This window comes from Rhizobium sp. P2_G2, assembly GCF_056403555.1.
The window spans coordinates 1-13,404 of the sequence record NZ_JBFUFF010000142.1 but is presented as its reverse complement, the minus strand read 5'-3'; the positions used below and the strand labels follow the sequence as shown (position 1 = coordinate 13,404).

General features: G+C 60.9%; 15 protein-coding genes. 4 read left to right on the top strand and 11 right to left on the bottom strand.

All coding sequences use genetic code 11. The features are described from left to right. The 4 genes from AC1D06_RS39070 to AC1D06_RS39055 form a co-directional block, all read right to left on the bottom strand. A partial coding sequence (locus AC1D06_RS39070) for a M24 family metallopeptidase (protein WP_477990932.1) occupies positions 1 to 1,131 on the bottom strand: 1,131 nt, incomplete at its 3' end. 9 nt (positions 1,132 to 1,140) lie between these two features. Further along, entirely contained in the window at positions 1,141 to 2,154 is a 1,014-nt protein-coding gene (locus AC1D06_RS39065; protein ID WP_477990931.1) for an Ldh family oxidoreductase, read from the bottom strand. A 146-nt stretch (positions 2,155 to 2,300) separates the two neighbouring features. Then, entirely contained in the window at positions 2,301 to 2,792 is a 492-nt protein-coding gene (locus AC1D06_RS39060) for a hypothetical protein (protein ID WP_477990930.1), read from the bottom strand. 263 nt (positions 2,793 to 3,055) lie between these two features. After that, on the bottom strand, positions 3,056 to 4,225 hold the full coding sequence (locus AC1D06_RS39055; protein WP_477875836.1) for a mandelate racemase/muconate lactonizing enzyme family protein: 1,170 nt from the start codon (positions 4,223 to 4,225) through the stop codon (positions 3,056 to 3,058). Positions 4,226 to 4,397: 172 nt separating this feature from the next. Here AC1D06_RS39055 and AC1D06_RS39050 point away from each other — a divergent pair, with 172 nt between their 5' ends. Next, a complete protein-coding gene (locus tag AC1D06_RS39050; protein WP_477875837.1) occupies positions 4,398 to 5,294 on the top strand; it encodes a DMT family transporter in 897 nt (298 codons plus the stop codon). Positions 5,295 to 5,354: 60 nt separating this feature from the next. Beyond that, positions 5,355 to 5,633, top strand: coding sequence for a hypothetical protein (locus AC1D06_RS39045; protein ID WP_477875838.1), 279 nt, complete (start codon positions 5,355 to 5,357; stop codon positions 5,631 to 5,633). Here AC1D06_RS39045 and AC1D06_RS39040 read toward each other — a convergent pair. Both AC1D06_RS39040 and AC1D06_RS39035 read right to left on the bottom strand, forming a co-directional pair. Continuing rightward, a complete protein-coding gene (locus AC1D06_RS39040) occupies positions 5,593 to 6,369 on the bottom strand; it encodes a 5-formyltetrahydrofolate cyclo-ligase (protein ID WP_477875839.1) in 777 nt (258 codons plus the stop codon). The two genes, AC1D06_RS39045 and AC1D06_RS39040, sit on opposite strands and share 41 nt — an antisense overlap. A 241-nt stretch (positions 6,370 to 6,610) precedes the next feature. Continuing rightward, positions 6,611 to 7,087, bottom strand: coding sequence for a DUF1003 domain-containing protein (locus AC1D06_RS39035; protein WP_477990929.1), 477 nt, complete (start codon positions 7,085 to 7,087; stop codon positions 6,611 to 6,613). Between the two features lie 390 nt (positions 7,088 to 7,477). Here AC1D06_RS39035 and AC1D06_RS39030 point away from each other — a divergent pair, with 390 nt between their 5' ends. Both AC1D06_RS39030 and AC1D06_RS39025 read left to right on the top strand, forming a co-directional pair. Further along, on the top strand, positions 7,478 to 8,464 hold the full coding sequence (locus tag AC1D06_RS39030) for an aldo/keto reductase (RefSeq protein WP_477990928.1): 987 nt from the start codon (positions 7,478 to 7,480) through the stop codon (positions 8,462 to 8,464). Between the two features lie 14 nt (positions 8,465 to 8,478). Continuing rightward, the gene (locus AC1D06_RS39025; protein WP_477875842.1) at positions 8,479 to 9,162 is read left to right on the top strand and encodes a class I SAM-dependent methyltransferase; all 684 of its coding nucleotides are present in this window, start codon (positions 8,479 to 8,481) and stop codon (positions 9,160 to 9,162) included. A 5-nt stretch (positions 9,163 to 9,167) separates the two neighbouring features. Here the strand turns inward: AC1D06_RS39025 and AC1D06_RS39020 are convergent, their stop codons facing one another. From AC1D06_RS39020 to AC1D06_RS39000, 5 genes are all read right to left on the bottom strand, one after another. Beyond that, positions 9,168 to 9,335, bottom strand: coding sequence for a hypothetical protein (locus AC1D06_RS39020; protein ID WP_477875843.1), 168 nt, complete (start codon positions 9,333 to 9,335; stop codon positions 9,168 to 9,170). Positions 9,336 to 9,583: 248 nt separating this feature from the next. Next, positions 9,584 to 9,751, bottom strand: coding sequence for a cbb3-type cytochrome oxidase assembly protein CcoS (gene ccoS, locus AC1D06_RS39015; RefSeq protein ID WP_477875844.1), 168 nt, complete (start codon positions 9,749 to 9,751; stop codon positions 9,584 to 9,586). Then, positions 9,748 to 12,210 (bottom strand): cation-translocating P-type ATPase, encoded by a 2,463-nt coding sequence (locus AC1D06_RS39010; RefSeq protein WP_477990927.1) that lies wholly within the window; start codon positions 12,208 to 12,210, stop codon positions 9,748 to 9,750. Before AC1D06_RS39010 ends, ccoS begins: the two co-directional genes overlap by 4 nt. Then, positions 12,207 to 12,701, bottom strand: coding sequence for a FixH family protein (locus AC1D06_RS39005; protein ID WP_477990926.1), 495 nt, complete (start codon positions 12,699 to 12,701; stop codon positions 12,207 to 12,209). The genes AC1D06_RS39010 and AC1D06_RS39005 overlap by 4 nt, the downstream gene beginning before the upstream one ends. A gap of 1 nt (position 12,702) precedes the next feature. After that, the coding region (locus AC1D06_RS39000) for a FixG Ig-like domain-containing protein (RefSeq protein ID WP_477990925.1) at positions 12,703 to 13,404 on the bottom strand (702 nt) is incomplete at its 5' end.

Sequence of the window (13,404 nt, the reverse complement as noted above, 5' to 3'; positions counted from 1 at the left end):
CTCGAAGCGGCCGCCCTGATTGTGCTCGAAATCGGTATGACAGAGCACCAACGGCCATTCGTCCGCCATGCCGACGCCATGGACGGCGAGCGAATAGCGGTAAGGCTGGTAGCGCTCGGGGATCTTCCAGGATTTCTCGTTGAATTCTCGAAAATCGAGGCCGTCGCGCAAGAGCGACAGATTATGCTCGACCTGTTCGAYGGCAGCGTAATAGTGCTCGCGCTGTTTGGCCGTCATCTTCGCATAGCCGCAGGTCCAGGAGCGGGAGAGATCGGCGCAATAACCGTAAGGTCCGATCATGTCGGTGTCGAAGGCGATCATCTCGCCAAGCAGGCAGGGTCGGTCGGAGCATTCCGCATACCAGGGATTGGTGTTCGGTCCGCAGGTGAGCAGCTTGGTCTCCAGCCAGTCGCCGCCGGAGCGGGCGTTTTCGAAATGCAGATGCGCCCAGAGTTCCTGCTCGGTGACACCGGGGACGGAATGTTCATAGATGCGCGCCATGCCGGCCTCGCAGACGCGGATCGTCCAGCGCATCAGTTCGATTTCGTCGGCCGATTTGATCGAACGCGCCGTCTCGGTCATCGGCGTGCCGTCGACGACGTCGAGGCCGAGCTTTTCCAGGCCGCGGACGCCTTTGACATCGAGCCGGTCGACCGCGATGCGGCGATTGCCGTGGCCGTGCTCACGCATCAGGTCATCGATCTCGGCCGCCCATTTCGTCACCTGACGCGGACCGGTGTCGCCAGCCATGACGAAGATCCAGGAGGTCGCAGGCTTGGCTTCGTCGATGGTCTTGATGTGCTTTGAAAAATGCTCGGCGCCCTTGTAGTCGAAGAGCAGCGCCGGACCTTCGGCGAAAACCAGCGCATAGCGCACCGGATTGTGCAGCGACCAGACCTGCATATTAGGGCTGTCGAGCGCATAGCGGATATTGACGGGATCGTAGAGGAGAGCGGCGGCGCAGTCGTTTTCTCGCAAGAGCCTGCGCAGGCGGCCGATGCGATAGGCCCGCGCCCGCTCCAGCACATCCGGCGGCAGCGGGCTCTTCAACGGCTTGTCGGCGCCTTCGGCATTGAGGAAGGTGCGCTTGCGTTCGTCCTTGAAGATGGTGCGACCGGTCGCCTGATCCATCGCCCGCCCCTATTTCTTGGCGAAACTCTTGAGTTTCTCGTAGAGCGCCTTGTCAATGGGAATGCCGGATTTCATCAGCTTCCTATAATTCTCCTCGCGGCGCGAATTCGGCATGCGGGCACCGGGCTGGCCGGTGATCGAGGCGACGAGGCGCTCGATCTGCTTGTCGAACAAGCCGCCGGAAAACACTTTCGGCTCCAGCGCGATGAAGAACTGGCCGCAGCCGATCGGCAGGCCATCATTGTCCATGAACGAGCCCATTTCCAGGCCGCGATTGGCGCCGGCCAAGGCTGCGCACATGGTTTCGACGATCAGGCCCTGGCCAAAACCCTTATAGCCGCCGGACGGCGCCATCGAGCCCTTCAGGCCCTCTTCCGGATCGGTGGTCGGCTTGCCGTCGCGATCGATCGCCCAACCGAGTGGGATGGCGCGATGTTCGTCCGCCGCGGTCTTCACCGCCGTCCAGGCGACGGCCGAGGAGGACTGGTCAATAAGAAAGGCGAGCTTGCCCTTGCGGCCAGGCACGGCGAAGGACATCGGATTGGTGCCGATCACCGGTTTGCTGCCGCCGACCGGGGCGATCGCCGGCGTCGAATTGGTGAAGCCGAAGGCCAGCAAGCCGTGCTTGGCGATGAAGCCAGTGTGATAGCCGAGCGTCGCGGCATTATAGGAATTATGCACCGCCATCGCAGCAACGCCATATTCCTGCGCGGCCGGGATGAGGTGGGAAAAACCCTTTTCGATCGCCGGATGGGCAAAGCCATTCTTGGCATCGACGCGGAAGGAAACGACCGACATCCTCTTTACCGTCGGCGTCGCCTTACCGTCGACCTTGCCGGTCTGCACATGCTCGCAATAATATTGCAGCCAGTAGAAACCATGGCCTTCCATGCCGGACAGCTCGGTGTCGAGGATGGCGTCGGCGAAATAGCGGGCATTGCGGGCGACCGTGCCCGCACCGACGAGGGCGTCGAAAATCAAATCGGAGGCGACGTCCACTTTGAGTTTGATCGTGTCGGCCATGTGGTGCTGTCCCCTTATGTCTATACCTATATATCAGTCTTATGCCGTACTGGTCGCGGCGTGCAAGAGAGCGTGCGAGTAGCAACCGCAGTCATCACATCAATTTATCGGTTTGCAACATTGTGCAGGCTGGAGTCCATATCTGCTTAGCCAAAGGGATCGTCGGTCATCCCGACACCCTTGTCGTCTTTGGAGCGAAACAAGCCGTAGTAACAATCGGACCCCACTATGCGATCATCACCACGATCTGTAGACAGGGTAACTTCGCAGACGTAGCTTCCTAAGGTTGCACGATAGAAACGCTTGGCGTAACCATCTGTCTCCCGGCCAGCAAAGTCCTTTTCGATAAAATCGGTGGCAGGCTGGATGCTGACGACGCAATGATTGAAGGTAGTGTCCCAATAATAGCTCTGTTGAAGCAGATTCAGCTTGTTTTCAGACGGATAACACCAACGAGCTGGCGCTTTGATCCTTTTGAGAACCGCTGCCATGTCTTCGATCCGCCGATGCCCAGACTCAGGCCAGAAAAAACCGTCGAGATTCCAGAAATCATACCAAGCCTCCTGGCCCAGCACCAATAGCACTGGCACGAGCACAATAAACGCCAAGTTCAGCTTCCGACTCCAGCCAGGTCTCATGCGACCTCCTGGACCCGTCTGATCATCGCTAGCGAAATGTCCTCGCCAGCGACGGTCGGCGTGCTTCCGCCGGGAACGAGGTCTGCCAGCGCTAGGCCGCTCGGATTTTTCTCGGCCATCGCGACTGTACTGCCCCAAACAAATGCGCGCGGTAACAACAGGCTGATAAGCGAACCCCGGCGCATGAGAGCCACAAGCCCTCTCGATCTCGCTGCTCTGCAAATTTTTAAAGTCTTATGCGACGGAAATACACCCCTCAATCGTCACCCCTTTCGAAACCCATCGCCGTAGGCGGCGTTCTTCGCCCCAGGAAATGCGCCCTCCGCCAGAAATCGTTCATGGCAGCGCTTCAACGCCTTCGCATCCAGCATCACGCCCAGTCCTGGCCCCTCCGGCACACGCACGGCACCATCCTTCAACAGCAACGGCCCACCTTCGATGACATCATCCGCATACCAGCGGAACAAAGTCTGGCTCGCATTCCGCACATGCTCCAAAGCTGCGGTGAGGTGCAGATAGGCGGCGCTCGCAACGCCCGTCTCGCCGCTGTGGAAGCGGAAACCCATGTCGAACATTTCGCAGGCGCGGATGAATTCGACGGCGTGGCGGATGCCGCCATGTTCGTTGATATTGGTGACAATGGCATCGGGCGCGCGCAGGCGCACGGCCTTCGGCAGGTCGATCGTATGAGCGGAGAAGGAGACCTTCGAATGCAGCCTGAGCTCTGCCATTTCCTCGTAGGTCTCGACCGGCTCCTCGAACCATTGGATGTCGAACGGTTCCAGCCTTCTCAGTGCCTCGCGCGCTGTCGGCACCGTCCAACCGCCATTGGCGTCGAGGCGGAGCGGCCTGTCGCCGATGGCGGCACGGACCTCGCGCACCATGTCGATCTCCTCGTCCAGGCCGACCGTGCCCATCTTGCCTTCGAACATATCGGCGCCGAACTTTTCGATCATCTCGGCACAGTAGCGGGCGATCTCGACCGGCGAGGATTCGCCTGGATGGCTCGGGCCGGGAAAGCGATAGCTGAAATATTCGGTATGCGGGATGTCGAGCCGCACCGCGCCGCCGAGCAACAGATAGAGCGGCACGCCGTCGATCTTGCCGCGCGCATCCCACATCGCCATTTCGATGCCGCCGAAAACGCGCCTGATGGCAGTAACGTTGCCCCAGGGCGTGTAGCGCATGCCGGGCACCAGTCGGCGCTCGGCGGTAGCGATGTCGCGGATGTCCAGCCCGATCAGTTTTTCGCCCGCGGCAACGACATCGGCGGCACGGTTGCCATCGGCGCATTCGCCGAGGCCAGTCACACCCTCGTCCGTGTCGAGCTCGATCACCGTCTTGGTCAGCGAGGCAATCGAGCCGTAGCTGAAGCGATAGGGTGCGTGGAACGGAATGTTGACCGGCGTGGCGCGGATGGCGGTGATTTTCATAGTGGGGTCTCGGCGGCGGGACGCGCGGGACTATTGCCGATTTCCCTCCCGGCGGCAACGCCCGGACATTCTTGACACAGTCGGCAAAATCTCATCTGCGTCGGCGCGGCAACCCTTGTCGCCCGGCTACGAAGAATGTTAGTCGGGGCTTTCTCCCGTCCGGATTCCCCGCATGACCGACTCAGAACAAAGAACCTATCGCTGGGGTGTGGCCAATGTCGCGCTGTCGGCCGTGCTCTGGTCACTGTCGGGCCTGTTCATTCGCGCTATCCACACAGACGTGATGACCATTCTGTTCCTGCGCGGCATCGTTTCCGGTTTCACCGTGTTCCTGCTGTTCTTTGCCATGGAGCGTGGCAGGGCCTGGGCGATTCTCCGCTCCATGCGCTGGCCCACCTTCCTCGCCGCGCTGTTCTCGGCGCTCAGCATGATCTCCGGCATCGGCTCTCTCTACTACACGACAATAGCCGACAGCATGGTGATCTATGCGACCGCGCCGTTCATCACCGCCGGCTTCGCCTATCTCTTCCTCGGGGAAAAACCGAACCTGACGACCGTGATAGCAAGCCTCATCGCTTTTGCCGGCGTGGTCTATATGGTCGCTGACACGCAAGGCGGCGGCACGCTGCTCGGCAAGGGCCTGGCTGTGATCATGTCGCTGACGGTCGCCAGCCTGTCGATCATCATGCGCAAGTATCGCGACGTGCAGATGCTGCCGGCCATGGCGTCCTCCGCCTGGCTTTGCTCGCTGCTCACCGTCTGGTTTGCGCATCCGCTGTCGATCGGCAGCAGCGATGTGCTGCTGATCGTGATGTTCGGCATAATCCAGAACGGCTTCGGGCTTGCCGTCTACACATTCGGCGTCAAGCATATCCCGGCCGTCGATGCCAGCCTGCTGGTGGCCCTGGAAGTGCCGCTGACGCCGCTCTGGGTGTGGATCTTCATGAGCGAAGTGCCGTCGCATTCGACGCAGGTCGGCGGCGCCGTAGTGCTCGCCGCTCTGTTCGGCCATATGTTCATCGAACTCAGGCGCAATCGCGCAACCGTCGTTGCAGTCGCGCCAGGCTGACCGTCCGGGCTGATGTGGGGTACCCGGACGGCCGGTAAAACGCGGCCATAGGGAAGCCGCGTGGTGCTTACATTGCGATTAGGTATACGATTCGAAGCAAAATTCAAATCTTTATGGCAGCGGGCGAGTGTTCTTGACGAACTTCATGTGCGGCTCGCCTCTATTATTTTCCATTTTGATGAAAAGTATTATTTAAAGCTTCGAAAGCGAACGATTGATTTTTTCGGCGCCAAAAATAATACTCCAAACATTGGCGACGCATTCGAAATCCCGCCAATCAGTTGGCCGCCGATGGTGATCATTTGGCCGTTTCCCGGCGTGCAAGCATCCGGTTCTTGAGTTCGACGAGGAAGGGAATGCTGTCATACTGGTCCTGGCGGACGCGGTCCCAGTCGACGCCGTTCGGGCGAGGCTGTCTGTTGCCGGTGACGATCAGTTCCTTTTCGGTGGCGATCATGTCGAGCGGGGAATCATGCGCCTCGACCACCACATCGTCGTCGCCGACGATCTGGCAGGAATGAATAGTGGTCGCCACCGGCGTCCTTTCCGTGATGGTGCCAAGCTCGCGAAAGATCGCAGTCTCGAGATCGGCGAAACCGGCGCCCTTGCCGGTTCGGCCGCCTGTGCGGCTCGCCGCCACGGATCCGAGGACGCAGAAATCCAGCCTCTCGACCTCCTCGAAGCTGATCCTTTCGCCGTGCTCGATGAAACCCTGCGACGTGGCGGCAAGTTCGTAGGAAATGCCGTTGGCCGTCAGGATCACCGGATCGAGCCTGAGATAGGGGAAGTCTTTGGTGAGATAGGGCACGGGCGCATAGACGATCTTGCCTTCGTAAAGAGCGCGCAGGCGAATGGGAATCTGCGGCGCATCCGGATTGGTCTTGATGGTGCGCGCCGACTTCCATTCCGGCGTCTGGGCCAGATGCCAGGCGGCCATGTCGGCGCCGACGAAATTTGGGATCATGCTCCAGGCCGGACCGACGGCGACGCCGGTATCCTCGAGGGTTCGCCAGATGCGGTCACGCACAAAGTCCTTGGCGATATTGCGTCCCGACCAGCGTCCCTGTTCAGACATCCATCATCTCCGGCGTCGTAGCCTCCTTCAGCACGGCACGCGGCATGATCCAGCCGGCAATGCCACCTTGGGCGGCAATCATCCCGATTGCCGCCGCCTTTGAAATAGGAAACTAACTCTCGGTGGCGTCTTCAATCAATAGGGATTCGAAGCCGAATGATTGGCCTGTCAGCAACAAAAGAGGCCAGACGATGCCCGGCCTCTTTTGTTTCGGTAATTCTGCCACGAATGGACAGCATATTCACGCCGTCACGACATCCTCATCCCGATGATCCCGGCGCAGTTGCAGCCGCACCAGCAGAGCCATTTCCTCGGTCAGCGCGTCGACCTTGGCGTTCAGGTTGGCGATCTCGGCCTCGGAGCGAAGATTGGTCTCGTAGTCGAGCCGCACTTCGAGCCGGTCCTTGGCCGCCTGCCGGTTCTGGCTCATCATGATGATCGGGGCCTGCAGCGCCGCCAGCATGGAGAGCATCAGGTTGAGGAAGATGAACGGGAACGGATCGAACGCGTTGGCCGCGAGGATCACGGTGTTGAGAGCTGCCCATGCGACAAGGAACAGCCCGAACCCAATGATGAAGCTCCAGGAGCCGCCGACAGCCGCAACGCGATCGGCAAGCCGCTCCCCGAACGTCAGCCGCTCGGCGAAGATTTCATTGGGGTCGCGCGGTGCCGAGGCACGACGGAGTTGTTCGGCGAAGAACCGGATTGCGGTGTTCATGGCTCACCTCGTTTCTGACTGGCCGCTCAGGGCCAGTCGCGGGCGAGCCGATCAGGGATCAGGCAAGCGCGAAGGCCGTGAGCGGCACGGTCGATCGACTATGGTCGTTGCTAGACATGATCCCTCTTGAGGGTCGTTGACGATATATGCCGGGCGCACCGGACATGATTGCGATATGGGCTCCGGATACCGCAAAGTCAAATTAAAAAACCGACAGCAAAATACATGAATTGTCGCAGGGTTAATGGCGGTTCAAATCCCGCCCATCCCATTAGGATAGTTTGACGATTGGAAATGTATGAGCACGGTCCGTAAGCGGTTGCGGAGGTCTGCCGGCTGTGTTTTATGGGCAGCGTTTCCACCGCCATGGATTTCACTGAGGATACTCCCATGCAGACCCGCCGCGTCGGCAAGACCGACCTCGAAGTCACCGAAATCAGCTTCGGTACCGCCCCGCTTGGCAATCTCTACCATCCGGTTTCCGATCAGGACGCAGAGGGCGTTCTGAACGCCGCCTGGGAAGCTGGAATCCGCTATTTCGACACGGCGCCGCACTACGGCGGCGGCCTGTCCGAGGAGCGAACCGGCCGTTTCCTGCAGACGAAGAAGCGCCAGGACTATGTGATCTCCACCAAGGTCGGCCGCATCCTGCACCGGGTGCCGAAGGAAGAGGCGGAGGACCATGCTTTCGTCGACGCCCATCCGATCAAGCTCGAATACGACTATTCCGGCGACGGCATCATGAAGAGCCTGGAAGCCAGCCACAAGCGCACCGGTCTCGACCGCTTCGATATCCTCTTCGTCCATGACATTGGCGAATTCACCCATGGCAAGGAGAAGAATGCCGCACATATGAAGGCATTCCGCGACAGCGGCATCAAGCGGCTGAACGACCTGCGTGACCAGGGCGTGATCAAGGCCTGGGGCCTCGGCGTCAACGAGGTCGAGGTACTGCTCGACATACTCAAGGAAACCCATCTCGACTGCATCCTGATGGCCGGCCGCTACACGCTGCTCGACCGCAGCGCCGAGAAGGAGCTGCTGCCGCTCTGCCGCGAGCGCGGCACGTCTTTCATCATTGGCGGCGTGTTCAATTCGGGCATTCTCGCGACTGGTCCGGTGCCGGGCGCGACCTTCAATTACGGGCCTGCCAACGAGGATGTGCTCGATCGCGTCGGCAAGATGCAGGACATCGCCAAGGCAGAAGACACCGATCTCGCGACGGTGGCGCTGCAGTTCCCGTTCGACGAACCGGTGGTCGCCAGCATCCTTCTCGGCACGACCAAGGCGCCCCAGCTTGACCGCAACGTCAAGGCGATGTCGGCCAGACTCGATCCGTCGATTTTCTCGAAATTCGATCCATACGCGATCCGCTGAAGCGGTTGCCAGGCATGAAACGCCCGGAGCCGCGCCAGTTCATAAAAGAGAACCTGCGGCTCCAGCCGGCGCAGTCGGTGCCGGAAATCCTGCTCTACACGGCCCAGGCCGGCAGTGGTCTCTGGCGACTGCTGGGCCGGGATAATGACGTGCCGCCCTACTGGGCCTATCAGTGGGCTGGTGGGGCCGTGCTCGCGCGACATATCCTCGCCCGGCCGGAGATCGTTGCTGGACGACGCGTGGTCGATCTCGGGACGGGATCGGGGCTTGTCGGCGTCGCGGCGATGAAATCCGGCGCACGCCATGTCGTGGCGGTCGATGTCGATCCGGTCGCCATCGTCGCGGCCGGCCTGAATGCCGAGGCGAATGGTGTCACCCTGGAGTTCAGATGCGCGGATATCCTGGAAGAGGAGCCGCCGGTTGCCGCTATCGTGCTCGTCGGCGATTTGTTTTACGCGGCCGAGCTTGCGACACGGGCCCTTGCGTTTCTCAGCCGCTGCCATGCGGCCGGCATCGAGGTGTTGATCGGCGATCCGCAGCGCAAAGACCTGCCGACGGACAGGCTGGTGCTTGTCGCGGAATATGCGGTGGCTGATTTTGGCGATGCGCTGGGTGGCGAACGGCCGAAGAGTGGCGTCTATGCGCTGGGGCTGATGGATGAGGAACCGAAGAATACCGGCCAGGCTGCGAACTCGTAAGCCGATTAGAGAGCCGCTCGCTCGTGCACGTAGATTTTCGTGCCGATCGGAACCATCTGCTTCGTGATGCCCGGTCCAAGCATGAAAGGGATGAAGTCAGGATGAGGCGGTGACAGCATTTCAATGCCGCCTATGATTGTGTGATGAATTGTCCCGTCGGGTGCTTCCAACATGACAGCATCTCCGATCTTGATCTTCCATTGGCGCTCATTACGCCTCGAGATACCAGGAGCAACGACAAGCGAGCTTCGACCGGATAGTTCGAACGTGTCGTCCACTGTCGAGAGGTATAACATCAGCGGAAATCTTTGGGATTGAATGACATCGCAAAGCGCTTTTATGGAGTAAGCATCGATGATTCAAGGTGACGATAAAGCGACATGATCTGACAGATTTGGAGTCCACGGCCTGAAACCAGATCTCACCTCCGGCCGCCGCCAACAGGCTTATTGTCGTCATCCTCCAGGATGCGCCATGATGCGCCTTCGAGATCGTCGTACTGACCGCTCTTCAGCGACCAGAGGAAGGCAGCCAGCCCCAGCCCGCCAAGACCGAGCGCAATGGGGATGAGAAAGACGAGTGCATTCATATCGGCAGCACCTCAGGCACTTTCGGGGAAACGCCGGCTGCCGCCTGTGCAATCTGATCGTCTTCCCCGAGATTCAGCCGCAGCGAATTGACCACGACGATGATCGACGAGGTCGACATGGCGATAGCGGCGATCAGCGGCGTGGCATAGCCGGCAATGGCGACCGGCACGGCGATGACATTGTAGGCAATGGCGAGCGCGAAATTCTCGCGGATCAGGCGGCCCGCCCGGCGCGAGACATCGATCGCTTGCCAAACGGCGTCGAGGCCATCGCGCATGAAGACGAAATCGGCGGCCTGCTTGCCGATATCCGCGGCAGTGGATGGAGCGATCGAGACATGGGCTGAGCGGAGCGCCGGCGCGTCGTTGATGCCGTCGCCGACCATCAGGACCTTGGCGCCGTTTGCCGCAGCCTGTTCGACCGCGTTGACCTTGCCCTGCGGGTCGAGGCCAGATTTCCAGGAGGAGATGTCGAGCCGGCGGCCGATGGCGGCGACCACCGGCTCGCGGTCGCCGGAGAGAATTCCGGTCGACAGTTTCTGGTGAGGGAGTTCGCGGATGGTTTCGGCTGCTTGTGGGCGCAGCCTGTCCTCGAAGCGGAAGGAGGCGATGGGAGCACCGTTCAGCGAGAGCACACTCTCTGAATAAGCCGAGTGGTCCGAGCCAGCTAGGCTGGCGCCTGTGACACCCCACTCTGCCCTGCCGGGCATCTCCCCCTCAAGGGGGGAGATCGACTCGCGGCAGGCGTTCGCGCCTATCTCGACGTTTGTGATGGGGAGGTAAGCGCGCCTCTTGCCAATCTCTCCCCTTGAGGGGGAGATGTCCGGCAGGACAGAGGGGGGTGCCTCACAGGTGGTGATGCTGCTGGCGGCGCGACTTCCCAGCCGCCATAGGCCCTTGTCATCCGTCGCAACCAGTCCCTCGCCAGGAATTTCCTTCACGTCCGAGAACTCAGCCCTTGTCTTTGCAGCAACCGCTATTGCGCGTGACAGCGGATGGCGCGAATGCTCCGCCAGCCCGGCGGCGACGGCCAGCACCTGCGGATCAATCTCACCAACATTGACAAGCCGCGGCCGGCCCATGGTCAGCGTGCCTGTCTTGTCGAACAGCACCGTGGTCGCTTCCGCCAGCCGCTCCATGGCCGAACCGTCCTTGACCATGATGCCCCTGCGGTAAAGTCGGCCTGCGGCGATGACCTGGACGACCGGCACGGCAAGGCCGAGTGCGCAGGGGCAGGTGATGATGAGTACCGAGATTGCCACCAGCATGGCCTGCTTCCAGTCGCCGCCCAAAATGCCCCAGGCGAGAAACGAGATCAGTGCCAGAAGATGAACGGCGGGCGAATAGAGGCGCGCGGCGCGATCGGCGATGCGGCGGTAGCGTGCCTTGCCGCCCTCTGCCGCTTCCATCAGGGTGATGATTTCAGCAAGGAAGGAGTTTTTCGCCTCGGCCATCGCTTCGACCGTCAGCCCGCCCGTGAGGTTGAGCGTGCCGGCAAGCAGGCGGCTATCCCTGGCGGCCGGTTGGGGAGCGCTCTCGCCATTGACGATGGACCAATCGATATCGCTTGTCCCCGACAGCACGACGCTGTCGACGGGGATACGTTCGCCGGCGGCAATTGCCAGCCGGTCTCCCGGCCGGATGTCTCCGACGGGGCGATAATCGCGGCTGCCATCGGCGCCGATCACCATGGCGCCGCGCGGCGACAGCCGGGCGAGACCGACGACGGCGGCGCGGGCACGGTCGCGCATCAGGTGATCGAGCGTCCGGCCGATGAGCAGGAAGAAAAGCAGCGACACGGTCGCGTCGAACCAGGCGTGCTCGCCGTGATGGATCGTCTCCCAGAGCGACATGGCATAGGAGAGCGTGACCGCAAGCGAAATCGGCACGTCCATATTGGTATGGCCATGTTTCAGCGCATTCCRGGCGGAGCGAAAGAAGAAGCGGCCGGCATAGATCAGCGCCGGTGCGGCGATCATCGCCGAAATCCAGTGAAAGAGGTCGCGCGTGGCCGCTTCCGCACCGGACCAGACCGAGACCGACAGCAGCATGATATTGGTGGCGGCGAAGCCCGCTACAGCGACGGCCCGGAGATAATCATTGCGTAGCTGGTCGCTGCCGGCGTCGATATCCTGGAAAAGGTTGAGGCTATAGCCGGTGGCGGCGATCGCTTCAGCGAAGCGTGCAGGATCAGTCCTCAGTCCATCGCGCATATCGCGCCATACGATCGATACGCGCCGGGTCGAGAGATTGACCCGGGCGCGTTCCACCTCCGGCAGTTTGTTGAGCGCATCCTCGATCGTGGTGATGCAGGCGCCGCAATGCACGTCCGGGACGCTAAAATCGGTCTGTAGGCGGCCATCGCCCAAAGGCTTCGAGGATAGCCAGAGCTCCTCGGAGGACGGCAGCGCCCTGCCCTCATCGAACCCGTCCTCGGCGCCGGGTGCGCAGCAGCTCATTTCGTCTTCCCCGCGAAATAGATGCGTTCAGCCTCGTGATAGACGGTCTCGCCGTTCTCGATTGCCGCGAGATCGACGATCCATTGGCCCACAGCAAGATTGTGCTCAGCGGTGAAGAAACCGTCGGAGACCTTCTTCAGCTTGATGGTGAAATCCTGCTTGTCACCGACAGGCCTGTGAAAGATGGCGCTGATCTCCGTCAGGTGGTCCAGCTTGGCAGCCGGACCTTTCAACGTATACTCCAGAACCTTGTCCTTGACCGTGAATTCGCCCTTGAAACCTTCGGCCAGCCAGCGCCGGGCTTTTGCCGCCTCGACATTGAAGTCCTGGCTGGCGACATAGGTGTCCTTGGAAATCAGGCCGCTCCAGCTCGAACTCGCATAGGTCGCCATCGTGACGTTGACGGCAATGACCACGCCGAAAAAAGCGACGAGGATGGCGAGCATGTGCCAGCCGGTGAAGGGTTGGGGCGTGTCTGTCGCGGTTGTCATCTCATTTCTCCGGAGCCACAAAACTGGCTCTGTAGTCATAGCTTTCGCCGGTCTGGCGATATTCGACATGGAAGGTGAAATCCTGCGTCCCGTCCGACAGCCGATCCTTCGGCATGGCGACATAGAGCTTGATCGTCCGCACTGAATCCGGCTCGACATCGGCGTTGAAAGAGGCGCCGCGCGACCAGCTTTCGCCGGCAATGCTCATCGTGGCGCCGGGCATGCCGCTCACCGACAGCGTCACCGCGCGCGGCTCGGCCTTCATGTTGAGGATTTTCACCGTGTAGCCGTTGCGGATCGAACCATCCGATTCCAGCACATATTGCGGATTGCGGTCATGCAGCACATCGAGCTGCAGCCGATCGCGCAGCCCCAGTGCGATCAGCATGCCGATGCCGACCAGCGACCAAAGTGCGGTGTAGAGGATGATGCGCGGCCGGAAGATGACCCGCCAGTTGAAATGCCGGACGGAAGACACGAACTTTCCATCGGCGTCACGGACCCGGCCGGGATCGATCGAAGCGGTGTTGCCCGCGGTCGCCAGCGCCATGTTGGACGTATAGTCCGACAATGTCGAATAACCGATCAGGCCATGTTCGCGGCCGAGCTTGTCCATCACGCCATCGCAGGCATCGATGCAAAGCGCGCAGGTAATGCATTCGAGTTGCAGCCCGTCGCGGATATCGATGCCCATGGGACAGAC